The sequence below is a fragment of the Parasphingorhabdus sp. genome, assembly GCF_039982415.1.
Classification (GTDB): domain Bacteria; phylum Pseudomonadota; class Alphaproteobacteria; order Sphingomonadales; family Sphingomonadaceae; genus Parasphingorhabdus.
The window spans coordinates 151,654-176,416 of sequence record NZ_JBDWYL010000001.1; the positions used below are offsets into that span (position 1 = coordinate 151,654).

Annotated in this window: 22 protein-coding genes; 13 read left to right on the top strand and 9 right to left on the bottom strand. The window is 50.8% G+C overall.

Annotated elements, in window-relative coordinates; all coding sequences use genetic code 11:
• Window positions 1–18: 18 nt before the first annotated feature.
• Both ABJU74_RS00745 and ABJU74_RS00750 read right to left on the bottom strand, forming a co-directional pair.
• Window positions 19–1,011, bottom strand: a complete 993-nt coding sequence (locus ABJU74_RS00745) for an aldo/keto reductase (protein WP_348385670.1) — start codon at window positions 1,009–1,011, stop codon at window positions 19–21.
• Window positions 989–2,401: an amino acid carrier protein gene (locus ABJU74_RS00750; RefSeq protein WP_348385671.1), complete on the bottom strand. Its 1,413-nt coding sequence runs from the start codon at window positions 2,399–2,401 to the stop codon at window positions 989–991. The genes ABJU74_RS00745 and ABJU74_RS00750 overlap by 23 nt, the downstream gene beginning before the upstream one ends.
• Window positions 2,402–2,516: 115 nt before the next feature.
• Here ABJU74_RS00750 and glmM point away from each other — a divergent pair, with 115 nt between their 5' ends.
• Genes glmM through ABJU74_RS00770 form a run of 4 tightly spaced genes read left to right on the top strand, consistent with a single transcriptional unit; the run spans window position 2,517 to window position 5,440 of the window.
• A complete protein-coding gene (gene glmM / locus ABJU74_RS00755; protein ID WP_348385672.1) occupies window positions 2,517–3,857 on the top strand; it encodes a phosphoglucosamine mutase in 1,341 nt (446 codons plus the stop codon).
• 19 nt (window positions 3,858–3,876) lie between these two features.
• Complete coding sequence (locus tag ABJU74_RS00760; protein WP_348385673.1) at window positions 3,877–4,125, top strand: hypothetical protein; 249 nt, start codon at window positions 3,877–3,879, stop codon at window positions 4,123–4,125.
• On the top strand, window positions 4,125–4,874 hold the full coding sequence (gene thiD / locus ABJU74_RS00765; RefSeq protein WP_348385674.1) for a bifunctional hydroxymethylpyrimidine kinase/phosphomethylpyrimidine kinase: 750 nt from the start codon (window positions 4,125–4,127) through the stop codon (window positions 4,872–4,874). Before ABJU74_RS00760 ends, thiD begins: the two co-directional genes overlap by 1 nt.
• Window positions 4,871–5,440, top strand: a complete 570-nt coding sequence (locus tag ABJU74_RS00770) for a ribonuclease HII (RefSeq protein WP_348385675.1) — start codon at window positions 4,871–4,873, stop codon at window positions 5,438–5,440. Before thiD ends, ABJU74_RS00770 begins: the two co-directional genes overlap by 4 nt.
• A 37-nt stretch (window positions 5,441–5,477) precedes the next feature.
• On the opposite strand, the gene ABJU74_RS00775 is transcribed toward ABJU74_RS00770, so the two are convergent.
• Window positions 5,478–6,527: an acyl-CoA desaturase gene (locus tag ABJU74_RS00775; RefSeq protein WP_348385676.1), complete on the bottom strand. Its 1,050-nt coding sequence runs from the start codon at window positions 6,525–6,527 to the stop codon at window positions 5,478–5,480.
• Between the two features lie 367 nt (window positions 6,528–6,894).
• Between ABJU74_RS00775 and ABJU74_RS00780 the strand changes: the two genes are divergently transcribed.
• The 3 genes from ABJU74_RS00780 (at window position 6,895) to ABJU74_RS00790 (ending at window position 9,723) form a co-directional block, all read left to right on the top strand.
• Window positions 6,895–8,043, top strand: a complete 1,149-nt coding sequence (locus ABJU74_RS00780; RefSeq protein WP_348385677.1) for a DNA methyltransferase — start codon at window positions 6,895–6,897, stop codon at window positions 8,041–8,043.
• A 9-nt stretch (window positions 8,044–8,052) separates the two neighbouring features.
• Window positions 8,053–9,168 (top strand): dihydropteroate synthase, encoded by a 1,116-nt coding sequence (gene folP / locus ABJU74_RS00785; RefSeq protein ID WP_348385678.1) that lies wholly within the window; start codon window positions 8,053–8,055, stop codon window positions 9,166–9,168.
• 87 nt (window positions 9,169–9,255) lie between these two features.
• On the top strand, window positions 9,256–9,723 hold the full coding sequence (locus ABJU74_RS00790) for an ASCH domain-containing protein (RefSeq protein WP_348385679.1): 468 nt from the start codon (window positions 9,256–9,258) through the stop codon (window positions 9,721–9,723).
• On the opposite strand, the gene ABJU74_RS00795 is transcribed toward ABJU74_RS00790, so the two are convergent.
• The 3 genes from ABJU74_RS00795 to ABJU74_RS00805 form a co-directional block, all read right to left on the bottom strand.
• Entirely contained in the window at window positions 9,689–10,030 is a 342-nt protein-coding gene (locus tag ABJU74_RS00795) for a LysR substrate-binding domain-containing protein (RefSeq protein WP_348385680.1), read from the bottom strand. The two genes, ABJU74_RS00790 and ABJU74_RS00795, sit on opposite strands and share 35 nt — an antisense overlap.
• Before the next feature lie 389 nt (window positions 10,031–10,419).
• Window positions 10,420–11,709: a lipase family protein gene (locus ABJU74_RS00800; protein WP_348385681.1), complete on the bottom strand. Its 1,290-nt coding sequence runs from the start codon at window positions 11,707–11,709 to the stop codon at window positions 10,420–10,422.
• 211 nt (window positions 11,710–11,920) lie between these two features.
• On the bottom strand, window positions 11,921–13,003 hold the full coding sequence (locus ABJU74_RS00805; RefSeq protein WP_348385682.1) for a hypothetical protein: 1,083 nt from the start codon (window positions 13,001–13,003) through the stop codon (window positions 11,921–11,923).
• A gap of 262 nt (window positions 13,004–13,265) precedes the next feature.
• Here ABJU74_RS00805 and ABJU74_RS00810 point away from each other — a divergent pair, with 262 nt between their 5' ends.
• Window positions 13,266–14,396, top strand: coding sequence for a serine hydrolase domain-containing protein (locus ABJU74_RS00810; RefSeq protein ID WP_348385683.1), 1,131 nt, complete (start codon window positions 13,266–13,268; stop codon window positions 14,394–14,396).
• A 49-nt stretch (window positions 14,397–14,445) separates the two neighbouring features.
• On the opposite strand, the gene ABJU74_RS00815 is transcribed toward ABJU74_RS00810, so the two are convergent.
• Window positions 14,446–15,585 (bottom strand): hypothetical protein, encoded by a 1,140-nt coding sequence (locus ABJU74_RS00815; RefSeq protein WP_348385684.1) that lies wholly within the window; start codon window positions 15,583–15,585, stop codon window positions 14,446–14,448.
• Between the two features lie 164 nt (window positions 15,586–15,749).
• On the opposite strand from ABJU74_RS00815, the gene ABJU74_RS00820 reads away from it, so the two are divergent.
• Complete coding sequence (locus tag ABJU74_RS00820; protein WP_348385685.1) at window positions 15,750–17,813, top strand: S9 family peptidase; 2,064 nt, start codon at window positions 15,750–15,752, stop codon at window positions 17,811–17,813.
• A 26-nt stretch (window positions 17,814–17,839) separates the two neighbouring features.
• On the opposite strand, the gene ABJU74_RS00825 is transcribed toward ABJU74_RS00820, so the two are convergent.
• Window positions 17,840–19,081: a threonine ammonia-lyase gene (locus tag ABJU74_RS00825; RefSeq protein WP_348385686.1), complete on the bottom strand. Its 1,242-nt coding sequence runs from the start codon at window positions 19,079–19,081 to the stop codon at window positions 17,840–17,842.
• Window positions 19,082–19,141: 60 nt separating this feature from the next.
• Here ABJU74_RS00825 and ABJU74_RS00830 point away from each other — a divergent pair, with 60 nt between their 5' ends.
• The 4 genes from ABJU74_RS00830 to ABJU74_RS00845 all read left to right on the top strand — a co-directional run bounded on the left by ABJU74_RS00830 (window position 19,142) and on the right by ABJU74_RS00845 (window position 23,110).
• On the top strand, window positions 19,142–20,017 hold the full coding sequence (locus ABJU74_RS00830) for an NAD(P)-dependent oxidoreductase (RefSeq protein ID WP_348385687.1): 876 nt from the start codon (window positions 19,142–19,144) through the stop codon (window positions 20,015–20,017).
• A 55-nt stretch (window positions 20,018–20,072) separates the two neighbouring features.
• Window positions 20,073–21,728 (top strand): amidohydrolase family protein, encoded by a 1,656-nt coding sequence (locus ABJU74_RS00835; protein ID WP_348385922.1) that lies wholly within the window; start codon window positions 20,073–20,075, stop codon window positions 21,726–21,728.
• 202 nt (window positions 21,729–21,930) lie between these two features.
• Complete coding sequence (locus ABJU74_RS00840) at window positions 21,931–22,170, top strand: hypothetical protein (RefSeq protein WP_348385688.1); 240 nt, start codon at window positions 21,931–21,933, stop codon at window positions 22,168–22,170.
• Between the two features lie 181 nt (window positions 22,171–22,351).
• Window positions 22,352–23,110 carry an arginyltransferase gene (locus ABJU74_RS00845; RefSeq protein WP_348385689.1) on the top strand — a complete coding sequence of 253 codons (759 nt, stop codon included), beginning with the start codon at window positions 22,352–22,354 and terminating at the stop codon, window positions 23,108–23,110.
• A 107-nt stretch (window positions 23,111–23,217) separates the two neighbouring features.
• Here the strand turns inward: ABJU74_RS00845 and ABJU74_RS00850 are convergent, their stop codons facing one another.
• On the bottom strand, window positions 23,218–24,642 hold the full coding sequence (locus ABJU74_RS00850; protein WP_348385690.1) for an RcnB family protein: 1,425 nt from the start codon (window positions 24,640–24,642) through the stop codon (window positions 23,218–23,220).
• Between the last annotated feature and the right edge of the window lie 121 nt (window positions 24,643–24,763).

Genomic DNA, 24,763 nt, shown 5'->3' on the forward strand with positions numbered 1-24,763 from the left:
GCGTGCTTTAAGGCTGACTTAAAGGCGAACCATTGACATCATGGCTTCGCCATAGCGCGGTCCTGAAGTCCCGCCCACGGGCGCGGCTTTTTCCAACTCATCCAGATCCGTATCGGTGAGATTGATATCGACAGATGCCATGCTGTCTTCCAATGTTGCGCGCCGCTTGGACCCTGGGATGGGTACGATAAAGTCCCCTTGTGCCATGAGCCAGGCCAAGGCAATTTGAGCCGGTGAGCAACCATGGCGACCGGCCACTTGTTTAACCGTTTCGACCATTTTGAGATTTTGATCGAAATTTTCTTCCGAATAGCGCGGGTCGCGCAACCGATAATCGTCAGCATCGAGATTATCGCGACTGGTAATTTGCCCGGTTAGAAACCCTCTACCCAAGGGGCTATAGGGTACAAATCCGATATTCAGATCCTGGCACAGAGGTAATATTTCTTCTTCAATGCTGCGTTCCCACAGGGAATATTCCGACTGGAGCGCCGCGATGGGATGCTCGGCATGAGCGCTTTTAATCGTTTCGGCGCCGGCTTCGGACAGACCGAGATATCGAACTTTTCCCTCTTGTACCAATTCTGCCATGGCACCGACCGTTTCCGCGATCGGAACATCGGGATCAACGCGATGTTGGTAGAATAAATCAATGACTTCAATGCCCAAGCGTTGCAGCGAAGCATCGCATGCCCGCCGAACATTGGCGGGCGAAGAGTCGGTTCCAATATTGCGCGGATCGGACAGATCAAAGCCAAATTTCGTCGCGATGATCAAACGATCGCGCCGGCCCTTAATCGCTTGGCCAAGCAATTCCTCGTTTTTATACGGTCCATATACTTCGGCCGTGTCGAAAAAGGTCACGCCCAATTCGATGGCGCGGTCCAACGTGGCGAGACTTTCCGACATATCGGCTTTGCCATACATGCCGCTGCCGATGCCAAACATCGGCATGCAACCGAGGCCTAATGCTGATACTTCCAGTTCTTTACCGAGTTTGCGATATTTCATTTTCCGGCTCCTCTAATGGTAGCTTCTGTTTGTCTAAATAGCCGAAAATTTCTCGTCTAATTTCCGGTGCAAAAATATATAGCGCGATAATATTGGGAATGGCCATCAAGAAGAAAGCACTGTCAACGAGTTTGATGACTTGCCCCAATTCCAGCAGCGCTCCGATTGGCAAGCATATAACATAGATAAACTTATAGGACCAAATTGCCGCTTTGCTGTGGCCGAATAAGTAGCACCAAGCCTGTTGTCCATAAAAGCCCCAGGCGCAAAGCGTAGAAAATCCGAACAGAAAAACGGCCACCGCTAGGAGATAGGGGAACCAATCTGCCACGGTCGCAAAAGCTGCAGAGGTGATTTCAATTCCTTCGACATCACCGACATAGGTACCCGCGACAACCATCGCAATGGCTCCTAGCGAGCAGATAATCACCGTATCGATAAAGGGTTCCAGCAACGCGACCAAGCCCTCTGAGGCGGGCTCGCTGGTGCGCGCTTGCGTATGGGCGATCACCGCAGACCCGATACCTGCTTCGGAGGAGTAAACCGCGCGGCGCATGCCGACGACAAAGGCACCAATGGCTCCGCCTGCTGCTGCCTCTCCGGTAAATGCATCGGAAATAATCAATCCAACGGCCGCAGGAATTTGTTCAAAATTAATTGCCAAAATGGCAAAAATACCGCCCAAATAAACAAGGCCCATGGCCGGTACGACCGATGCCGTCACCCGCGCTAGCCAGCCGACACCGTTAATTACCACCAAACCAACGAGCGCGGCCATGATGATGCCGTAGGCCAAAGGGTAAGTGAAGCCGGTGACATCAGCGACTTGGGCATAGCTTTGGTTGACCTGAATAAGCGGTATCGCCCCAAAGAGAGAAAGAAATGCATAAATACCGCCAATCACGAGACCGATCTTGGCAAAGCCTTTGGCCGCCAATCCATTTTTCAGCGTGTACATGGGGCCGCCGCGTACATCGCCATTGGGTTGCACTTCGCGATATTTCAGGCCCAAGGTAACCTCGGCGCATTTCAAGGTCATCGCGACCCAGCCGATGATGAACATCCAAAACGCCGCACCGGGCCCGCCAGTAGACAATGCAATAGCGACCCCGGCAATATTACCCAAGCCAACCGTGCCGGACAAAGCGGTTGTGAGCGAGGCGAAGGGAGACATGTTGCCTGGCTGATCGGGACCTGAAAATTTACCGCGTAACGCGCGGAGGCCCGCCCCCATTCCGCGGACATTGATAAAACCCAAATAGGCCGTGAAGAAGAGCATCGGGAAAGCGAGCCATAGGACCACCAATTCGATATCTATGCCGAACAAATGGGTTTTATAGAAGACCATGTCCGACAATCGGTCGATAAGGCCGTTTATTATTTCGATCATTTTACGTTTAAGCCCCCGTTTCGGCTTTATCCTGTTGAGGCCAGACGCTAAGGCTTAAAAGATTTTATGCCAACACTAAATTGGCACTCGCACGAAATGGAGAATGCGGCCGGCTATGACAAAGAAATTTTTTGGAACCGATGGCATTCGCGGACTGACCAATAAAAGCCCGATGACCGCGGAAATCGCGATGAAAGTCGGGCAGGCTGCGGGGCGCCATTTTCTCCGCGGTGACCACCGGCACCGGGTTGTTATCGGCAAGGATACGCGGCTTTCTGGATATATGGTAGAAAATGCTCTGGTTGCCGGCTTTACCAGTGTCGGGATGGATGTGGTGCAAGTGGGACCAATGCCAACCCCGGCCGTGGCGTTGCTCACCCGGTCTATGCGAGCGGATCTCGGGGTCATGATCTCCGCTAGCCATAATCCTTACTATGACAATGGGATTAAACTATTTGGTCCTGACGGGTTTAAGCTTTCCGACGACGATGAATTGAAAATCGAGGCCTATTTGTCCGAACCGGCGCGATTGGCTGCAGCGGAAGATATTGGCCGCGCCAAGCGTTTTGAGGATGCGCGTGGCCGGTATATCCACGCGATAAAAATGTCCTTGCCAGACCATATTCGTTTGGATGGCCTGAAAATGGTCGTCGATTGTGCCAATGGTGCAGCTTATCAGGTGGCGCCATCCGCATTTTGGGAATTGGGTGCGGAAGTTATCACCATTGGTGTCGAGCCTAATGGCAAGAATATTAATCACAAATGTGGATCGACCGATGTCGCGACTTTACAGGAAAGCGTTGTCGCCAGCGGTGCCCATGTTGGCATCGCGTTGGATGGTGATGCAGACCGGCTCATTGTCGTGGACGAAAAGGGTAAAATTGTCGATGGCGACCAACTAATGGCGCTGATCGGGGCCAGTTGGAGCCGCAATGGATTACTCCGCGGTGATGGCATTGTCGCAACTGTGATGTCCAATCTTGGTCTTGAGCGTTTTCTCGATTCCCAAAATCTTGCACTTATCCGGTCCAAAGTGGGCGATCGTTATGTATTGGAAGAAATGAAAAAAGGCGGATTCAATGTCGGAGGAGAGCAATCGGGGCATATGATCTTGTTGGATCATGGCACCACCGGCGACGGCACCATTGCCGCGCTGCAAGTTTTGCGCGAACTGGTTGATAGTGGCAAGCCTGCCAGCGAATTGCTACATCTTTTTGATCCGGTTCCGCAGCTGCTCAAAAATGTCCGCTATTCGGATGGCGCACCGTTGGAAGATGAGAAAGTCAAAGCGGTGATCGCCGAAGCGGAAAAGGAATTGGAGGGCAGCGGCCGGTTGGTCATTCGCGCTTCTGGAACAGAACCGCTAATTCGAGTCATGGCGGAAGGGGACAATAGCGATCAGGTTAATCAGGTCGTGAATAGAATTTGCAGTGTAGTAGAAGAGGTCGCCGCCTAATGCTCGACAGGGGCCCTGATTGCCAAAGCTGCAGGAAAAATTTCCTGCAGCCAGCAAACGCAAATATCAAGTATTGGACATGATCAGCATCATTATTCTCGCCATTCTCATCATGATATTGTTCATTCCGGTTGCGATTGGCTTTGCCCTTTACATTATTGTGCCCGACTGGTTTCAAGCCCATCGCAACCAAGTTATAATCGGAGTGGGATTGGCTGACTTCATCCTTTTCGCAGCGTTGATCATATTGTTTTTCGGATTTGTTTGATGACTGATTGTCCCTGCATATTGTCGATCGCAGGATCCGACAGTGGCGGCGGCGCTGGGATTCAGGCGGATATTCGTACAATCAGTCGCCTCGGCGGCCATGCAATGACCGCTGTCACTGCGATTACCGCCCAGAATAGCGCAGGTGTTACAGCGATGGAGGTGATGAGCCCCGATATCGTTTTGGCCCAGATTTGGGCGGTCATGGATGATTTTGATGCCAACGCAATAAAAATTGGTATGCTGGGTTCTCCTGAAACGGCGATGGTCGTCGCGGATTTTCTAAAATCCGTGCGTAATAGACCGATTATTTTTGATCCGGTCATGATCGCAACCAGCGGCGCCACTTTGGCTGATACGCAAACAATTGCGGCGTTCCAAAAGATCATTCCCTTTTGCAGCCTTGTAACGCCTAATTTGGATGAGATGGCGCGATTGGGCGGTGAAGAAGCCATTGCAGAATATGGTGTTCCGTTCCTAGTCAAAGGAGGGCATGGCGAAGGTGAGCTGCTGACCGATCGGCTCATTGGTCCCGATGGTGAGCAACAGCGTTGGGAAGGACATCGCATTGATACGCGCCACACGCATGGGACGGGATGCACTTTGTCGGCCGCTATTGCCACCTATTTGACCAAAGGAGAGAGCCTGCCGCAAGCAATTGAGTCTGCCCGGGCCTATGTGCGCGCAAGTTTGGAAAATTCGCCAGGTCTTGGGTCAGGCCATGGGCCGATGGGCATTCCGGCTATATGAGCAAAAAGATGATCGCCGGTGTCGACGAAGCAGGGCGGGGGCCGTTGGCCGGGCCAGTGGTTGCAGCAGCGGTGATTTTGCCAGCGGATCATGCGATTAGCGAACTTGATGATAGTAAGAAGCTCACTGCTAAAAAACGAGCGGTTCTTGAAACTGAGATATTAGATAAGACAATATATAACATTGCTTTATGTGAGATAGATGAGATTGATACTGTCAATATTTTGCAAGCGACTATGGCGGCAATGACGCGCGCGGTGATCGGGCTGACAGCAAAGCCAGATCATATTCTCGTCGATGGCAACAGGCTGCCACAATGGGACTTTCAAGCCGAAGCTGTTATTGGCGGAGATGCTATTCATCCGTGTATTTCGGCGGCGTCTATTTTAGCAAAAGAATATCGCGACCGCATCATGATAGCGGCCGCGGCGCAATATCCAGAATATGGCTGGGATCGCAATAAGGGCTATGGCACGGCAGAACATATGGCAGCACTGAAAAAATATGGACCCACGCCGTTGCACCGCAAAAGCTTTGCACCTGTAGCTCAGCTGGAATTGCTATGATGTTGTTTTGATCAAACGCCTATCAATGCGGCATTCTTTAGGCCTGTTCTTGCACCCAATTGCCGGCTTCATCTTTTCTATAGCGTGGCGCCCATTTTACGTTCCAAACCAGTCCCATCTTCTCCCATAAGCGGATTATCTGGGCACATGGATCAAATTCCCACCAGACCACGCCAGAAGTGGCGGAACGGGGATGTTGATGGTGATTATTATGCCAGCCATCGCCCATGGTTAGAATATTGATCAGCAAGTTGTTTTTCGCGGTGCCATGTTCATGAAAGCGTTGTGAGCCGAAAAGGTGGCAAATGCTATTGACGCTTTGCAACACCGTCAAAACCAAAAATATCCGCAATAGACCAGCGATTAAAATGGTTCCGACAATGGCTTCAGGACCGGCAAAGGCCAGCGCCCAAAGGGTTGGGAAAACTAATGCTGAAACAAAATACCAGAACCAACGAGTGCGATGGGCAAACATTACAATCTCATCATCGACCAGGCCTTTCCCGTAGATGTTCAGATCGGTGGTGGTGCGATCAAATAGCCAACCGACATGGCTATGATGGAATTTCGCAAAGCCTTTCAGGGGCTTGCCATAGCCGTCATAATGGGGGCTATGCGCGTCTCCAACCTTGTCGGTCATCGCATGGTGGCGCCGATGGTTAGCGGCCCAGTGTAAGGCGGATCCCTGCGCGGCAGACTGAGTTAAAATGGCAATGAAAATGCCCATTGGCTTCGAGGTTTCGAAAGCGCGGTGAGAGAAATAGCGATGATAGCCAATGATGCAGCCGACCATGGAAAGAAAATAGCCCACCAAAAAGGCCGACCATTCCACCCATCCCGAACCATACGCGAATATCCAGTAAATGGCTGCAATCGATCCGCCGATTTTTGTGGTGGACAAAATGGCATGTTCGCGCAATTTTGCCCGGGCTGCGCGGCCGCCATAATTGGCACCAAAGGGGACAGATATTTCCGCTTTCTCATCCTGGTAGAGAGTGTGTTCGGCGTCGCTGGTTGTCGCACTAAAAAGACCATTATCACTCGTCGTCTGAGTGGAATCGGCAAGATTGTCTGATTTTATGTCCATCGCGCGTTTTGCCCCGTATGATCTGGTGACCGTTTTGGCTGCTCAATCGGCTGGATATAAACATATATCGGCTAGTCCGGCAAATCAGTTAACCACAGGACCGGCAAATTCGCTGATTAGTCGTTGGGAATGGCGATAAAAAATTTTTTTCCATTCGGCGCATTAGCGAGTCCTTTGGGACACACCACAAGGGATGGAGTCTTCTCTTCCCGGATAGACTCCATATCTGGTGGCGGACTCGTTTCGTTCTCCTCTGCAATTTCTCGTTAACCATAAAGATACGGCTTTAACCTAGGTTAACGCCCTTGACCGCAGGACACGAAGGACTCACCCTAAGGGCCACTCCAGTCAGTAAAGCGAGATTTCCATGGGTATCATTGAGCGTATCGACACGCCCAAATTGGCGACAAAGGCTAAAAGCAAGGGTTCAAAAAAGCCTGCTGCAAAATTGCCTTTGAACCAGATTTTGAAGATGGATTGTATCGAAGCGATGAAATCGCTGCCCGATGAATCGGTCGATATGGTCTTTGCGGATCCGCCCTATAATCTTCAGCTTGGCGGCGATCTCTACCGCCCAGAAGGCGGACAGGTCGATGCCGTTGATGATGCCTGGGATCAGTTTGACAGCTTTGCGGTTTACGATGCTTTCACTAAGGCCTGGCTGAAAGAAGCGCGGCGCATATTGAAGCCCAATGGGTCTTTGTGGGTAATTGGTAGCTATCATAATATTTTCCGGGTTGGCGCATCGCTGCAGGATCTCGGCTATTGGATTTTAAATGATATTATCTGGCGCAAAGCCAATCCCATGCCCAATTTCAAGGGAACCCGCTTCACCAATGCCCATGAAACGCTGATCTGGGCGTCGAAGAGCGAAAAAGCGAAATATACGTTCAACTATCGCGCGATGAAAAACCTCAATGACGAACTGCAGATGCGCAGCGATTGGGTCATGCCGATTTGTGGTGGACAGGAACGATTGAAACGCAACGGGGTCAAAGCCCATCCGACCCAAAAACCCGAAGCGCTATTATATCGCGTGATGCTGGCGACCACCAACAAAGGTGACATTGTACTCGATCCGTTTTTTGGAACCGGAACAACCGGCGCCGTTGCCAAGCGTCTAGGTCGCCATTGGATTGGCTGTGAAAAAGAGGATAGCTATTGCGAAGTTGCAGAAGAGCGAATTGAAGCTGCGCTGCCGCTGGATGAAAGCGATCTGAAAACAATGCAGTCGCCCAAGGCCAAACCGCGTGTCGCCTTCGGGACACTAGTGGAAACCGGTTATTTAAAAGTCGGTACCGAATTGTGCAGCAAAAATCGAAAGTTCAAAGCAAAAGTTCGGGCCGACGGATCGTTGCTGTGGAATGGACATGAAGGGTCTATCCACAAAATAGGAGCCACTGTGCAGGATGCGCCCAGTTGCAACGGTTGGACCTATTGGTATTATGATGACGGCAAAGAATTGCGTCCGGTAGATCATTTGCGGCAAACTTATTTGCTTGCCACAGAGCCATAGGAGCGAGAGATGATGGCCGTGGGCGCGGATGCGAAACTCTATCTGAAGCCAGCTGGTTTGCTGGACAGTCCACAATTTTTTGATGAAAAAAATAAAAGATTAAACAACAGTTTAATTTGGTTTTCTCAGATTGAATATTGGGTATTTGAAGACAATATTCCCGTCCAACGCGATCTTATCTCGATAGAAAATTGGCCCGATATCACCGCGCACTGGCCGGAATATTTGCAGGAACGAGCTGCCGGTTTATTAGCCAATCTCACCAGAAGTCATGCGCCGCTGCAATGCGGGGATCGCATCCTGCGCTTTGATCAACCGCACGTCATGGGTATTTTAAATCGGACACCTGACAGTTTCTCTGATGGCGGCAAACATGACGGAGATCCCCAAATCGCAGCCAATTCCGGATTTGAAATGGCAACAGCCGGCGCATCCATTATCGACATTGGCGGCGAGTCGACGCGTCCCGGTGCGGAAACGGTTTGGGAAGGGGATGAGATTAAACGGGTTATTCCTGTCTTGGAAAAGCTAAGCCAATGCGGTGCCGCTTTGTCGATTGATACGCGCAAAGCCGCGGTGATGGAAGAAGCCATCGCAGCGGGCGCGCATATCATCAATGATGTCTCGGCCTTGTTGCATGACAAAAGATCTTTGGAAGTAGCGGGCATATCAGGCCTGCCTGTGGTGTTAATGCACGCGCCATCTAGCGGGAAAGATCCCCATAAAGGCGCTGCTTATGGCAATATCGTTACCGATACGTTCGATTGGCTCGAGCAGCGAATTGCCGATATTGTGACAGCAGGCTTCGAGCGAGAGAAAATCATTGTAGATCCCGGCTTGGGTTTCGGCAAATCTCTTTCGGATAATCTGGCTTTGATGAATAATATCGCTGCTTTTCATGCTTTGGGTCAACCCTTGCTCATTGGCGCCAGCCGCAAACGGATGATTGGCGCATTGTCGAAAGAGGCGCCGGTAGATGAGCGTCTGGGCGGATCCATCGCATTTGCCCATCATGCGATCCAGCAAGGCGCGCAGATTGTCCGTGTCCATGATGTACCTGAAACGGTCCAAGCGGCCCAGATTTGGCGCGGTATGCGTGATGCCGGGGTGACTGCTCCGGTTTAACCTCCGGATCTATCATCATTTGTGCGGCCATCCCATTTGACGATATTTTCTGGTACAGAATGAGACCTTATCGCGGGAGATTGAGTCATGACTGCAGATCGTTCATCGATTTGGGAAGAATTTTGCGCTGATAAGGGCATAAGCGCTCCATGTCCGCCGTCCGACCAATTTGGAGACACGCCAGAATTGGCTGATGCGCTAGCTAAGCTGGTGCTCAAAGGGCAAAAGCAGGCAACTTGCGAACTGAAAAGATGGTTCGATAGTCGCGGACTGGCGCTGCCAGCCATTGGCGACCACTGGATCATTGTCGATGGTTCGGGCGCAGAACAATGTATTATCGAGACCACGAAAGTGGATTTATGCCGTGTGGAACAAGTCGATGAAGCCTTTGCCTGGGACGAAGGGGAGGGCGATCGCTCCCTGGCTTATTGGAAAGATGCGCATGATGCCTATTTTGCCCGCCAAGCGGAGCGGGACGGTTTTACATATACAGAGGATATGACTTGTGTCTGTGAGCGGTTCAAGCTGGTCTGGCCGCCTGATCTCGCCAAGTGAGCAATGGCATTGCCGCAACGCCAGCATTCATACAGGTGAAGGCGTAAAGCGTTTCGATATTGTCAACTTGCAAGCGCGCTTCATCTTTGATCACAAGTTTCGCAATCTCGCCGATCGGGGAAGTCAGTTGGTACGTGCGCTTGTTATGGCGATAGTTTACCCAGTCCCAGTTTTTGAGTTGCTTTGGATGGTCTACCTTCGGCCGATCAGCATAATATCCGCGACCCACTGCGATGGCACGATCAAAGCTACCGAGTTTTCTGGTCCTTGTGGTTCGACTGTCAAACTGGCCCGCCCGGATGCACATGTCGTAACCGTCCTTGACGAGATCTACCGAGTGATCCGTGAAATTTGCGGTTTTCGATATTTACCGTGTCGCTAATGGCAAGATTGTCGAACATTGGATGAATGACGAGCCCGTTAGCCCCAGAGAAAATTGGGGCAATTCAGGTAAATTCTAGTGGCGTGACCGGGATGAGGGCAGATATAAATCGGGATGCGGCCCATATTAAGCACGGACGCGCTGCTGGTTTCGCACCAGGATAATCAAACCAATGGTGACGCGCGAAGAAAAATTCGTGTTTTCAACTTTTTGCCCCTGATTGCTGGGTCCATCGCGAGTAGGCGGAGACTTTTATAGCTGATGGCCAACAAACCAGATGGCTTGCACCCACATAGATTATGGGAAGATAGTCATCAGCCGGGGCAAGTGCTTTCAATCGGGTTGCCCGCGACGACTGCTTCGGCAAAGGCCTGGGCATCTGATGACGATTGCAGCAGAGCCTGATTGTGATTGGCACCCGAATAAGTGGTTGCTGCAATGGTGGCGCCAGCGGCACAAGCATCGGAAACAAAGGCTTGCTGCATCGCATAAGGCGTAATTTTGTCCGTCGTACCGGACCCCGCAAATATCGGCGTCTTGAAAGCCAAATTGGCCATTCTCATCCGTGAAAAGGCTTTGATTAAAGCAAATTCCGAGCGGCTATCGAACGTTTTTCGGGAAGAAAGGCCCGCTTTTGTCGTTTTGTCGATCAAGTCGAAAACGCAGGTTTCGCCAATATCACCAATGACCGTCTTTGCTTCCTCTGACAAAATAGAATCCATTTCAAATTCTGGGTCAATCATCTCCGTCATAGTCAGCATGTAGAGCGATAACCCCAGTGATGCGGACACTTCATCCGGATCCGCGTTGGTTACCATGCCCCAGACCACATCATAAGACAGATGCGGAATGCCGGTTGCGATAACGCCAGCAAGCTGTACATCACTTGCGTAATTTTCGGCAAAACTGGCCGTGGCGATTGCCCCGGTAGCACCCTGTGATTGCCCCGCAATCAGCACCTTGTCGCTGAGCGGGAGATTCGCTGATTGCAGCGCGCGCACAAGGTCGAGATTGTTGAAGGCCATCGTCCGAGCGTCCATATAGGGGTGCGTCCCTGTGGTTCCCAGGCCCTGATAATCAGAAGCCGCAATGGCATAGCCTTTTTCCAGCCAGGGATTGAGATAAGTGCGGTCGCGCTCGCTTCGCCCAGCAAAGGACGGAGCACATTTATCGCCAATGCCAACTGTACCGTGGGACCAGATGAGCAGCGGCCACCCGCCCGCAGGCGGCTCGCCCTCGGGGAGATATAGCGCGCCAGAAATTGCTTCCATGCCCTTTCCGCTGAGACCTTCAGAGGAACTGTACATGATCCGCACATTCTCCCCAGCATTGGCAAGTGTTGAAGACCCTTCCAACACTTCTTGACGGATCAATACGCCGTGATTGTCTGGCAATGTTGAGGGCGGTGCGTAAAATTCAGATAGAATGGTGTCGCCGCGCGGAGCAGCCGAGGATTTTTCAAGCTCAGCCGGTACGTGGATATTGAGCGCAATCCACAAGATTAACGCACCAGCAGCCAGCGCCAACACGCCCAATATGATCATGCAACGCTTCAAAATAATATTCACTAATTGCCCTCTCAGATTTTCATTCAGTCGGTTCATGCAATGTCCCGATCTCATGGAGATCTAGTCGCAGCGCGAAGGCGAAGCAAATTATTAAATGAAGCCCGGACCAAGTGCTCGAGCGATGCTGGACTTGCTGCAAACCCCGCTATTGGGCCGGAAAACGTCGATTGGTTGTGGGTGTTCTGTCGCCTTTAGCCCACATCGATCATCGCGGCGTAGGCCGGATAGGTTTTGAAAAGAATAATGTCTATTTATAGAAGAATGAAGCGTCGGGGTGATCGTCGACAATATATCCTAATTCTTCAATGGCTGCAATTTCTTGCGCCTCGCTTTTGCGCTTACCGGAAAGCATATGAAGGTGAGTAAGTGTATCTGGTAGCGCGAGCGATGCGGGATTAATTTCGGTGAACAGCCAGCGGAGGCTTTTCAGGCTGCTGCAATATTCGATACCCGGAAGCGCATTGATTTTTTTGCATTTATAGAACCATAAATGTTCAAGCGCAGTATTTGCGGCCCCCAATTTTATTTGGCTGATATGTTGCTGATCCTGCATGAGCAATCGGCGCAGACTGGGGAAACGTTGCATATCGCCCAATTCACAAAGGCCGCGTGTCTCGGTAAAGGCCATATCTTGTACATGGAGCAGTTCAATCTCTTCGATTGTTTTGGTTCCGCCGAGATTAAACTTTAATGATTTCAATTCGGTCATGCCGTTGATGAACGCCAGATCGAGACCTGTCTTCGCATTAAATATAAACTCTTCCAAGCCAGTCAACCCGCCCAAAACTGCAATGTTTTTATAGTGGCCATCGAGGTAAAGCTTGCGCAATTGTGTCGCTGCCCCGAGCGGCGCAAGGTCTAGGGCTTTGGTATTCGTGGCAGATAAAGTCAGTTCGCGCAGTTGCCCGATCGGCAGTTTCGACAGCAGGGCTTTGTCCTCCTGCTCAAAAACACCCAAATGCAGCCTTGAAAGATGCTTGAGTTCGGCAATTGCTTCCAGGTTATTCGCTTGATCCAGGCTATCGGCGGAGAGCGAATGGATGTTCGGCAAATTTTGGAGTTGGGAGCCATCAAATATTTGGCCGTAATGCGCATAAAAGCGCACCGTCAACCGCTCTCCCCATTTTGCGCACATGGCATCCAACCGCTTTAGATAGGGAACGCTGGGCTCGATGGGCCATTTATTAAAGTCGCTTTCTTCCGGGTCAACCATCAGCAGCGATTCACCAATTGGTTTGTCAAATTGTACGGTGGATTCGTAACCAGCCTGCAATTCAGCCTCAACCTGATCAAGTTTAAAGGTCGTGCAATGGTCAAGAATGTCACTCATCGACGAGATCTTTCTTAGGGTGAGAGGTGTGAATTCCATTATCTCTCATTTTACCAGGGAAGCAATGCCGATGTGGCAAAGTGAGGAGGCGCTGACTTACAAAGTGTAGCCGACTTGTGTGAAGTACTTACATCGTGGCCAAAGATCATTGCCTTTGTCTTAGCCAAAGCGAACATCTGGATAGAACGACTAACATTGCATCGCTTGCTGGGTTATGCTCTTCCCTTGTGGTGCGTGCAGATCAACATAATTGGAATATTTCATGACAATCCAGATAAATGGTTTTTGCGATCCTCGGTTCGCTGCGGTCAAGGCTGCTTTCGAGAATAATTTTCGTGAACATGGTGACCTGGGTGCTTCGGTGGCAATTACATTGGAGGGCGAGTTTGTCGTCGATCTTTGGGGCGGGCATCTGGATGAAGAACGGACCCAAAATTGGCAAGAAGACACATTGGTCAATGTCTGGTCGAGCACCAAAACAATGGCGGCTATGTCCTTGTTGCTGCTCGCGGATCGCGGGGATGTAGATTTGCACGCCCCGGCTGCTCATTATTGGCCGGAATTTTCCCAGAATGGCAAGCAGGCAATCAAAGTTCGTCATTTTTTAAGCCACACCGCCGGATTATCGGGCATGGAAGAAGCGGTAGAGGGGGACGCGCTCTATGATTGGGATTGGATGATAAACGCGTTGGCGCGTCAGGAAGCCTGGTGGGAACCTGGCACCCAATCCGGCTATCATGCGCTAACCCAAGGCCATCTCATTGGAGAAATTGTTCGGCGGGTGACCGGGCAATCCATAGGCAATTTTTTCCAGCAGGAAATTGCCGAGCCAACCGGAGCCGATTTTCATATTGGTGCCGGTGAAGATTTGGATCACCGCATTGGAAATCTGGTGCCACCGGCACAAATGCTGTCGCCATCGCCGGGATCAATTGCCGGAAGAACCTTCGCGAATCCGCGCGTGGATCCCACAGAACCGAGAAAGCGAAAGTGGCGAGCGGCGGAAATTCCTGCTGCCAATGGTCAAGGAAATGCACGCAGCATTGTCAGAGCCCAAACGGCGATGGCTAATGGCGGAACGGCATTTGGCAAATCGATCATGTCCGAAGCCGGCACCAAGCGGGTGTTTGAAAAGCAAGCAGAAGGCATGGATCTGGTTCTGGGTGTGCCGCTCACCTTTGGGTTGGGCTATGGCCTCAATAGTGATCTCACCCCTATCAGTCCGAACCAGAATAGCTGCTTTTGGGGCGGCTTTGGTGGTTCGTCGATAATTGTCGATCAGGATGCCCGATTGTGCTTTTCTTATGTTATGAACAAGATGGAAAGTGGCTTGCTGGGAGACCCAAGAGGATTTGGTTTGGCCGCGTCCATGTACGCGTCGCTCCAGGCTTAGTCAGGAGCGCCCCAATCCGCTGAAATTGGATATCCGAATATTTTCCGTTTTACGGCCGATGCGGCGGCAAGAGGATTCTTCGGCCATATCCGATCACACCCTTTTTGGGCACATCATCAAGCGCGCGAAAGATTTTTTCCGAGCAGCCTTTGCTTTCGAGCCAAGATTTTATCCGTTTATCTTTGTGATACGGCGCGACCACTTGTGGAAACATTTCAAATTTGCTGCACCGATAGCGTCTGTCCTTATACAACGTGTCGAACAGGGTAGTGGCTTGCATAAGTTCCGATGCATTGCCAGTCTCGGCGAGGATATAGATACGCAGAGCTACCAACCTTTCGAGCAACAATTCTCCGTCAAAAGGCCCGGATTGACCGTCTGTTTGGGCCCGCTGCCGGTAAATATCTAAGTAACGATCAATCCATTGCAGCGCGTAATCATAGTCCCGTTCATGAATAGCATCCTGGACCATTGCCTCGGTATGATATCGGATAGCGCTAAATGGTTGAAACGCGTTTTTCTGATTGAGCGCAAAGGATGTTTCATAATTGGCTTGTGCGGCGGATCGATCGCCTTTGGCCAAAAGATAACCGCCTTTTTGCTGATAAGCCTGAGCCAACAAACTGCCCCGCGCTTTGAACCGTGATCGAGAAAGAAGCGCGATACGTTTGTCCTGCTCGGCAATGGCTTTATCCCATTCTTGCCAGCCGCTATATAGGCTCGCGCGACTTTGATAGGTTTTGGACAAAAGATAGCGTTGCAGCGGCCATTGCGGTTGACCAAATTCGCTTGTGATTTGTTCGGCAAATACCAAGGCTTTTTCGCGATATTCAGCAGCGTCATCACTCTGTTTTCTGTGCCGACTGCGCGCTTCATAAGTCGCGAAATCCAATTGCACATATAATTTTGTCATCGCCAATATGGGATCGCATTTCCGTGCAATATCATCGAGAAAGAAAAAGTCCGTTTCATCACAAGCCGACAGATTGGAACGGTCTGTCGGCGCAATTTCATAATCTAAGATGGCCGGCCGACGCCATGTAATCAATGGCTGTCCTTCTTTGGGAGGAGCTTCGGGATCAAAGGTTTCCAGTGGTGAGGGCACCACTGCTTTTTGTTCTGCGCTATGGGCCAACGGGATTGTGGCGCAGTGAGATAAGATGAGGATTGTGAGAATAACAGATCGCATCTCAAGACCATATCATCCGCGCGCGCATTGTCAGTGATTTATTGACTCAGTCATCACGGTGCGTTGTTTGGACGGCTGCACGCGACCAAAAAATCATTTGAAATTTTCTCTCTGGTCAAGCGGGATATTGGTCCATAGGATTAACTGCAACCAAGGGGATTAAGATGACATTACGCTATGCACTGACGGCTTTCTCAATAATGGTAACGAGCGGTCCGGCGCTGGCGGAAAAGACGGATGACGATCATAAATTTACTGCAGAACGTGTTTTTGATCTCGAATATGCGGATGATCCGCAGATTTCCCCCGATGGATCGCAAATTGTCTATGCCCGCAAGTCGATGGACAAAAATAGCGACCGGGTGGTGGCCGACTTATGGGCGATAAACACGCGCAATGGGAGCCATAGACCTTTGGTTTCCGGGCAGGGATCAAACTCGTCCGCACGATGGTCTCCCAATGGTGATCGCCTGATCTATTTGACGACCACCAATGGCAAACCCGATTTGCGGATTCGCTATATGGACAGTGGAGATAGTTTCTCCTTGGCCCAGCTAAGCGCCAACCCAAGCGCGCCGACCTGGTCTCCTGATGGTCAGAAAATTGCGTTTTCGATGTTCATTCCGGACGATCCAACTTCTTTTGCAAAAGCGCCGCGGAGCCCGGAAGGCGCGGACTGGGCAAAACCGGTTCGGGTCTTTGATGATTTGGTGTTTCGTTTCGACGGCGCGGGATATCTTCCCAAAGGCAAGAGCCATATTTTTGTTTTGAGCGCAGAAGGCGGAACACCGCGGCAGGTGACACAAGGAGAAAATGGATTTTCGGCACCCGAATGGTTGGGCAATAACAGCTTGCTGGTAACCGGTAATGATGTTGAAAATGCAACTTTGGATCCGATTGAAAGTGAGATTTATCGAGTCAATTTATCGGATCTTTCGATGACCGCGCTCACCGAGCGCAACGGCCCCGATTACGCACCGAAAATTTCGCCAAGAGGATCGCAGATCGCCTATCTTGGATATGATGACCGTTTGAAATCCTATCAGCATAATGAGCTTTATGTGATGAATAGCGATGGCAGCAATATTCGCCATTTGTCGCGAAATTTTGATCGATCCATTGATGCTGCGCGGTGGCGCGCTGATGGCAAAGCCTTGATCGTTCAGGCGGAAGTGGATGGGTTGCTAACGTTATTGTCGATGGATTTGTCCGGCAATGTCAAAACTCTTGTCCGCGATATGGGCGGCACAGCAATCGGACGGCCATATGCCTCTGGAAGCTTCTCTGTTGCGAAAAAAGCAGGCGGGAGTTCGCCGGTTATTGCTTACACGCAGGCGAGACCAGATCGCCCAGCCGAAGTGGCTTTGTCACGGAGCAACAAAAGCGGACGGCGCATGACCAATTTAAATGATGATGCATTGGGACATTTGCGCCTCGCCAAAATTGAAGAAATCAAAACCCAATCCACCCATGATGGCCGTGAAATTCAAGCCTGGGTTGCTTTGCCGCCCGGGTTCAAGGCTGATGGTTCTTTCCCAATGATCCTAGAAATTCATGGCGGTCCCTATGCCATGTATGGTCCGTTTTTTGCTGCAGAAATCCAGCGGTTTGCCGCCGAAGGTTATGTCACTGTTTATGTTAATCCTCGCGGCTCAACCGGATATGGAGAAGAATTCGCCCAACTGATTGATCTGGATTATCCTGGCAAGGATCATGACGATTTGATGTCTGTGGTCGATGCATTGGTCGCCAAAAATTATGTCAGCAAGGACCGGCTATTCATTACCGGTGGATCTGGCGGCGGCATATTGACCGCCTGGGCGGTTGGCAAAACGGATCGATTTGCCGCAGCTGCGTCGATCAAGCCAGTGATCAACTGGACGACCATGGCCTTGGCAGCCGACATATCACGGTTTGTCAGTCGGCATTGGTTTCGCGCTCAGCCTTGGGAGCAGCCAGAAGAATATTGGCGGCGTTCACCTTTGTCGATTGTGAGCAATGCGAAAACACCGACCATGCTCATGGTTGGAGAAGCAGACTGGCGGACTCCGGCATGGGAAGCCGAACAATTTTACACGGCGCTGAAGGTTCAAAATGTGGATACTGTACTTGTGAAAGTGCCGGGAGCGCCGCATCTGATTGCCGGGCGCCCTAGTCAGCTGATCGCCAAGGTTGATAATATCATGGGTTGGTTCGCCAAATATGACCCGGTCAAAGCGGAAAAATGACGGTGTGATAGGGTCTTGAAATCTTCCTAGTCGGCAAGCTCCACTTGACGGACATCATAGCCTGAATCATTTAATTCAGCGATCAACCCATCCAATTGATCTTTGTCTTTGGCTTCGCACTCAATATCAGTAATCAATCCTTTCGCTGGCAAATTGGTAAAGACACGCTGGTGATAAACTTCAATGATGTTGACTTCATGTTCGGCAAACTGTTTGACGACGTTGTAAAGTGCACCAGGCTGATCGCGAAGATGCAGCCGCAGCCGGGCTAGCCGACCGGAGCGGGCAAGGTCGCGAAGCAAAACATTGGCGAGCAGGCGCGTGTCGATATTCCCACCGCACAAGACCAGACCAACTTTTTCGCCGGCAAATTTTTCACGATTGCCGAGAAGCGCTGCTAGCCCTGCCGCACCGGCGCCTTCGACCACCGTTTTTTCAATTTGCAGCAACAGGCTTACGGCGCCTTCCAATTGAGCTTCGCCGACCAATAAAATCTCATCGACATATTTTTGGATGACCGCAGCGGTAAATTCCGAGGGGTTCCGAACCGCAATACCTTCGGCCAACGTATCGCCTCCCGGTGTGACTTCTTTGCCAGCCAATTTGCCATACATGCTTGGATAGAGCGCAGCCTGTACTCCGGTCATTTTGATATCAGGTTTCATCGCATGAGCTGCGGTTGCCATGCCCGAAAACAAACCGCCGCCGCCAATGGGTATAATCAAGCGGGTAAGATCGGGAACAGCTTCGAGCATTTCTATGGCGACAGTTCCTTGCCCAGCGGCCACGCGCGGATCATCAAAGGCATGGATATAGGTTAAGCCGCGATCGTCCGCGATTTTGAGCGCGTGGGAATAGGCTTCGTCATAATTGCCTCCAGCCATAACAATTTCTGCACCGTGCCCCCGGGTTTGCTCGACTTTGACCATGGGGGTCGTGGTTGGCATGACGATGGTTGCGGGGATATTCAAATTTCGCGCATTATAAGCAAGGCCTTGGGCGTGATTGCCGGCCGATGCGGCAATAACCCCGACCGCCCGCTTGTCTTCTTCCATCAGAAGCAGGGCATTTAACGCTCCGCGCTCCTTATAAGCTGCGGTGAATTGAAGATTCTCGAATTTGAGATAGACTTCAGCGCCAGTCATTTCAGACAAGGTAATACTTTTCAACGTTGGCGTTTGCACAATGCGATCGCGAATACGGGCATGGGCGGCACGCACATCTGCATAGGAGAAAGAAGGAAGCGAACTGATATCTTGTTTGGTCATAATTCTTGTGCCCCTAACCTATCTGGCCTTTCAGGGAAACAATGATTATGCGGGTAATCTATGGCAAAAATAGCATTTATTGGAATTGGCGTGATGGGCGGTCCGATGGCGGCGCATCTTTCTCGGGCGGGGCATGATGTAACCGTTTACAATAGGACCAAGTCAAAGTCGGAAAAATGGGTGGCTGCTTATGGCGGCGCCTATGCCAATAGTCCCGCTGAAGCGACGGAAAATGCACAAATTGCGATTAGCTGTGTCGGCAATGATGATGATTTGAGCGCGGTTACAATGGGCCGAGATGGCGCGTTTTCTACACTACAAAAAGGCGGTCTGTTTATAGATCATACTACGGTTTCGGCGCAAATTGCACGGCAATTATCGGTCGAAGCGCAGGGGCGAAATATCCACGTTGTTGATGCGCCTGTCTCTGGCGGACAAGCCGGAGCGGAAAATGGGCAATTGTCGATCATGTGTGGCGGCAGCAAGGAAGCCTTTGTTGCGGCAGAAATCATCATGACACATTACGCGGCGAGAATTGTGCATGTTGGTGGACCGGGAGCCGGACAAACAACAAAAATGTGCAATCAAATTGCCATTGCTGGTGTTCTGGAAGGCTTGTCGGAAGCCTTGCGTTTTGCTCAGGTGAGCAAACTGGATCTCGACAAAGTTTATGAAGCGATATCGGGTGGCGCCGCACAAAGTTGGCAAATGGATAATCGTTGGGAAACCATGGCCAAGGACGAATTTGATTTCGGTTTTGCGGTGGATTGGATGCGCAAGGATTTGGGATTGGCGTTGGCAGAAGCCAGAACCAATGGATCAACCTTACCTGTCGCTGCTCTGGTCGATCAATTTTATGCGGAAATTCAGGTTGCCGGGGGAGGGCGTCATGATACCAGTTCTCTTGTTTCTCGATTGCCCAAAGGGCGATCCTGATCTTCGCTGACTTGTATATTTTAAAGTTTAGGGGATAGTTATGCGTTTCTTTTTGATGGCCAAAGCGAGCGCAGCTTTGTGCAGTCTCATATTACTCGCGGGCGCGCCGGTTCATGCCGACAGTCTGATCGAAAATGTCAACGGCATGACGCTAGATGATGACGGACAGGTTATTCGTTTCACTGCCATGGTTATTGATGATGAGGGGCGCGTAAAACAGTTGCTGAAGCGCAAAGACAAGCGCCCCAAACAATTAGAATTTCAATTTGATGGGCAAGGTAAGACCTTAATACCTGGCTTTATCGATGCTCATGGTCATGTCATGGGTTTGGGATTTGCTGCGCTCACCCTGGATTTATCAGCGACGAATTCACTGGCCGAAGCACAGCAAGCTTTGCGTGCTTATGCAGACAAATTTCCCAATCGGCGATGGATAATCGGCGGAGGCTGGAATCAAGAAAAATGGGGGCTGGGCCGTTTTCCAACCGCAGCCGAACTGGATGCGATAATTCCTGATCGCCCAGTATTGCTGGATCGGGTTGATGGGCATGCGGCGTGGGTCAACAGCGCGGCGATCAAGGAGGCTGGCATTACCTCGGCAACCCGATCCCCATCTGGCGGATCGATTGTGAAAGCGGGCGGAAAACCGACCGGAATTTTTGTTGATAAGGCGCGTGATCTTTTTTCTCGGATATTGCCAGCTCCGCGGCCGGTGGAACGGGATTTGGCGTTGATGAAGGCGCAAGAGATTTTGTTATCTTTTGGTGTCACCACCATTGCGGATATGGGGACGAGCTTGCAGGACTGGCAAAGTTTTCGGCGGGCTGGAGACAAGGGGCAATTGGATGTGCGGATCATTTCCTATGCCGGCGAAATCGATAATATGATTGCCATTGGCGGTCCGGGGCCATCCCCTTGGCTATACGATGATCGTTTGAAATTGGCTGGTGTTAAACTTTACATAGATGGGGCCCTAGGTTCTCGCGGCGCGTTACTGAAGCGCCCCTATGCGGATAAGCCGGGAGAGACCGGCCTGACATTGCTGAGTTCTGCTCAACTAAAAAACAAGATGAGCCGCGCGGCAATGGATGGGTTTCAAACCGCGGTGCATGCAATTGGTGACAAAGCCAATGACGAAATATTGTCGGCGATTGAAGAATTACAATATACGTTCAAGGGCGACAGAAGATGGCGGATCGAGCATACGCAAATTGTTGATCCGACCGATTTACCAAGAATTGCACGCAGCGGTGCCATTGCTTCGATGCAACCTGTTCATCAGACTTCCGATCGCTTAATGGCCGAAGCGCGATTGGGCCCGGATCGGCTTGATGGCGCCTATGCTTGGAAATCGATACTCGAATCAGGCGCTAAACTGGCTTTTGGAACGGACGTTCCCGTCGAATCAGCCAATCCGTTTCCCGGCTTTGCGGTAGCCATGACGCGGGAAGATGATGACGGACAACCTTTTGGCGGTTGGCTTCCCAAGGAACGATTGACGCGGGAACAGGCTTGGCACGCTTATACAGTTGGTGCGGCTTATGCCTCCTTTGCGGAGGATCGGCTCGGCAGTCTTACTAAAGGGAAACGGGCTGATTTTCTGATTATTAGGGAAGATTTGCTCTTGGCGACACCGCAAGCCATCCGAGATATCAATGTTGAACAGACTTGGGTTGGCGGCCAGCCTGTATATGTGAAGAAAAAGCAATGATGATCAAATTATCACACTATTCGCATAACTGGTCGATATTTATGGGTTATTACTTGCCTTCACATTGATCTGAACGTACATAGGAACGCGGTAACGGATGCAACCTATAAAGAGTCGCGCGGCGTTATTGCCCTATCAGGGGGTTCGTAGTCGAATTTCGGCTTATCCTTTGGTGAATAAAATATTCTGATTGGAGTATATAATGAAGTTTAACAAATTGGCAGCATCAGTCGCTGCTGCTTCCCTCATCACAGCGCCTGCGATGGCACAAGCTGTCCAAAGCACTGCTCCAGTAGCAGAGCGTATTGGTGCAACTGCTGATACCAAAGCTGAGAAGCTCGAAGGCAGCTCCGGAATCATTATTGGCGTATTGGCTGCTGCAGCCGTGATCGCTGGTATCATCATCATTGCTGATGATGATGATGATCCAACAAGCCCCTGAGGCCTGAAACGATATAAAAAGAACGGGGCGTTTATCGCCCCGTTTTTTTTGTCCAGTTGATCTGAATGAGATCAATTGGATCAACAGATTGCCCAACGTGGTAAATTGCCTTTTCATCTCAGCTGGCAAAAGGCATATTAGCCTTACCGATTCTTAAATTTGCAACAAAAGGCCACCATCTGTGACTGCTCCGGTTCGATTTCCACGCTTTTTTGTTACAAATCCAAGCCCTTGTCCCTATTTGCCTGGAAAGAGCGAACGGAAAGTCTTCACCGAACTGAGCGGACCCCATACTGACGAGTTAAACGACGCATTGGGGCGTATCGGATTCCGGCGCAGTCAAAATGTGGCCTATCGTCCGAGTTGTCTGGATTGCAAAGCCTGTGTGTCGGTACGGGTGTTGGTGGATGAATTCCAACCAAATGCAACACAACGCAAATTGTTACGGCGCAATCAGGATTTGGTTGTCGAAGCTTGTGAGCCGTGGGCAACAGAAGAACAATTTTCTCTGCTTCAAAAATATCTGTCCAAACGGCATCCCGGCGGCGGCATGACTGAAATGGATGAAATGGACTATTCCGACATGGTCGAGCAATCGCCGGTCAAAAGCTACGTCGTTGAATATCGCGAGCCATCCGTAGACGGCGTCAAAGGCCGGTTAGTGGGTGCTTGTCTGACGGATCAACAAGGCGATGGCTTGTCGATGATATACAGTTTTTTTGATGCTGATCATCCGCATCGTGCCGGTCTTGGCAATTTTATCATCATGGACCATATTTTGCGGGCACGCAAAGCTGGTTTGCCATATGTTTATCTCGGCTATTGGGTCAACGGATCGAGCCGCATGGAATATAAAGTGCGTTTTCAGCCATTAGAGCAATTGGGGCCAGATGGTTGGCGGCGTTTCGATCCAAAGCAAAAGCAACATAATCCAGGCTGATTTTGTTGGCGCTCTTAGTGCCAAAGTTTTTCCAAATGCTGTTTCCCTGTTTTTAAACAAATAAAAACCCGCTGACTAAAGGGTCAGCGGGTTTTATAATTAGGTATTTAGTCGCAATATAAGCAACATTCCTGTTGGCACCCTTTTACCGGTGCCGGTGCTTGCCGTTTTGGCTTGGGTTTCCACACTCTCTTGGGAGCCGGTTTCCAACGTTTCTTGGCGGGTTTTGCTTTGGTGTAAATAACTTCCTCTTCGATATAGGTCGTCGTTGTTGTCGTCGTCACTGGTTGGGATTGAATGACAATCGTCGTGACGGCAGGTTGTGCCTGTGGATAATAATAAGCGGGATAATGATACCCACCTTGCCATCCGCTGGGATAGGCGCGCCGTGATTGATATTGTTGGACAGGAGGGCGATATTGCGGCGCTTGATAATTGGCGCCTGGAGCCCGTGAATATTGTGGCCGGTCTCCATATTTCTTCAGCAGTTTTCTGCATTTATCAGTGCCTTGATCGATCGCAGCACCCGCTAGAGCACCGACGCCACCGCCGATCAGCGAACCGCCGAGACGATTGCCGCGTCCAGCGATCCGATTGCCGGCCAATGCGCCGATAGCGCCGCCTACAACCGCACCACCAATGCCGCTGCTTTTCTTGCAGCGTTCAAGATATGCCAGTTCATCATTGCGGTCGCGATATTGACGATCATCGTAACGTGGGGCTTCCCGAACGGGTGCCTCATTGCTCCAATGCGGTCCTTCGGCGTAGCTTGCACCAACAGGTGCGCTATCGCCTTCGCCGACAAACGTGCCCGAATATTGGCCTTGATAAACTTTACCATCGGCATCGCGATAAGTGCCTTGCCAATCGCCTTTATAGCTGCCGTCTTCGCGATAGGATCCATTCCAGTCACCTTGATAGGTAGTGGATCCGCCATATGCGCCCGAAGGGGTAGCGATCACACGATCATCATTCATCAGCACACTATTGTCATAGGTTGCTTGTCCAGCCCGATAACCATCGGAATAGCCGCGATTATAGTGATCCCAATCCAGATTGTTAACGCTGTCATACACGACGCCGCGGCGGTCGGTTAAAACCGCATCGTTATAATAGCGCGACCAGCCATAACCGTAAGAAGGTTGGCGCAGACCATAATTGGCATAGTTTGCGATGAAGAAGCTGGGTTGGATAAAGGTTCTCGGCAAACGAAAACCACGATGGGGGCGACGATAGCCCCGTTGATTACCGATCCGACCCATGCGCACCCTGGCTCCATCCCGGAATTTTCTTCCGCCCATGCGATGGATCCGCTGGCGGCCCATATTGCCGGCCATTTTGCGCATACCTGTGCGGTTCATCATTTTTTTTGCACCATGGACGCCGGAAGCCAAAGCGGTTCCTGATGCAAAGGACATATCCAATTCGGCATGTCCGCTACCGGATTCCGGTATCGAGTCGATAGCTGCCGAAGCCGCTGCTGGCATCATCGCCAATGCGCCTGCCAAGCCAGCAAATAAAAGGGTCTTCATGGTTAACAACTCCCTGTTTTGGACCGGCAAGCTGCGCGGTCCACCGTATAATGGTTAACTAATAATTACCAAATACTGGGGTGTTTGACCATTAGCAGCTTGTAAAATAGGGTAGATTTAG

Bases quoted from the DNA above. Each gene is read 5' to 3' on its own strand.
- ABJU74_RS00745 (WP_348385670.1), bottom strand. From the start codon at position 1,011: ATGAAATATCGCAAACTCGGTAAAGAACTGGAAGTATCAGCATTAGGC.
- ABJU74_RS00750 (WP_348385671.1), bottom strand. From the start codon at position 2,401: ATGATCGAAATAATAAACGGCCTTATCGACCGATTGTCGGACATGGTC.
- glmM (WP_348385672.1), top strand. From the start codon at position 2,517: ATGACAAAGAAATTTTTTGGAACCGATGGCATTCGCGGACTGACCAAT.
- thiD (WP_348385674.1), top strand. From the start codon at position 4,125: ATGACTGATTGTCCCTGCATATTGTCGATCGCAGGATCCGACAGTGGC.
- ABJU74_RS00770 (WP_348385675.1), top strand. From the start codon at position 4,871: ATGAGCAAAAAGATGATCGCCGGTGTCGACGAAGCAGGGCGGGGGCCG.
- ABJU74_RS00775 (WP_348385676.1), bottom strand. From the start codon at position 6,527: ATGGACATAAAATCAGACAATCTTGCCGATTCCACTCAGACGACGAGT.
- ABJU74_RS00780 (WP_348385677.1), top strand. From the start codon at position 6,895: ATGGGTATCATTGAGCGTATCGACACGCCCAAATTGGCGACAAAGGCT.
- folP (WP_348385678.1), top strand. From the start codon at position 8,053: ATGATGGCCGTGGGCGCGGATGCGAAACTCTATCTGAAGCCAGCTGGT.
- ABJU74_RS00790 (WP_348385679.1), top strand. From the start codon at position 9,256: ATGACTGCAGATCGTTCATCGATTTGGGAAGAATTTTGCGCTGATAAG.
- ABJU74_RS00795 (WP_348385680.1), bottom strand. From the start codon at position 10,030: ATGTGCATCCGGGCGGGCCAGTTTGACAGTCGAACCACAAGGACCAGA.
- ABJU74_RS00800 (WP_348385681.1), bottom strand. From the start codon at position 11,709: ATGAACCGACTGAATGAAAATCTGAGAGGGCAATTAGTGAATATTATT.
- ABJU74_RS00805 (WP_348385682.1), bottom strand. From the start codon at position 13,003: ATGAGTGACATTCTTGACCATTGCACGACCTTTAAACTTGATCAGGTT.
- ABJU74_RS00810 (WP_348385683.1), top strand. From the start codon at position 13,266: ATGACAATCCAGATAAATGGTTTTTGCGATCCTCGGTTCGCTGCGGTC.
- ABJU74_RS00815 (WP_348385684.1), bottom strand. From the start codon at position 15,585: ATGCGATCTGTTATTCTCACAATCCTCATCTTATCTCACTGCGCCACA.
- ABJU74_RS00820 (WP_348385685.1), top strand. From the start codon at position 15,750: ATGACATTACGCTATGCACTGACGGCTTTCTCAATAATGGTAACGAGC.
- ABJU74_RS00825 (WP_348385686.1), bottom strand. From the start codon at position 19,081: ATGACCAAACAAGATATCAGTTCGCTTCCTTCTTTCTCCTATGCAGAT.
- ABJU74_RS00830 (WP_348385687.1), top strand. From the start codon at position 19,142: ATGGCAAAAATAGCATTTATTGGAATTGGCGTGATGGGCGGTCCGATG.
- ABJU74_RS00835 (WP_348385922.1), top strand. From the start codon at position 20,073: ATGGCCAAAGCGAGCGCAGCTTTGTGCAGTCTCATATTACTCGCGGGC.
- ABJU74_RS00840 (WP_348385688.1), top strand. From the start codon at position 21,931: ATGAAGTTTAACAAATTGGCAGCATCAGTCGCTGCTGCTTCCCTCATC.
- ABJU74_RS00850 (WP_348385690.1), bottom strand. From the start codon at position 24,642: ATGAAGACCCTTTTATTTGCTGGCTTGGCAGGCGCATTGGCGATGATG.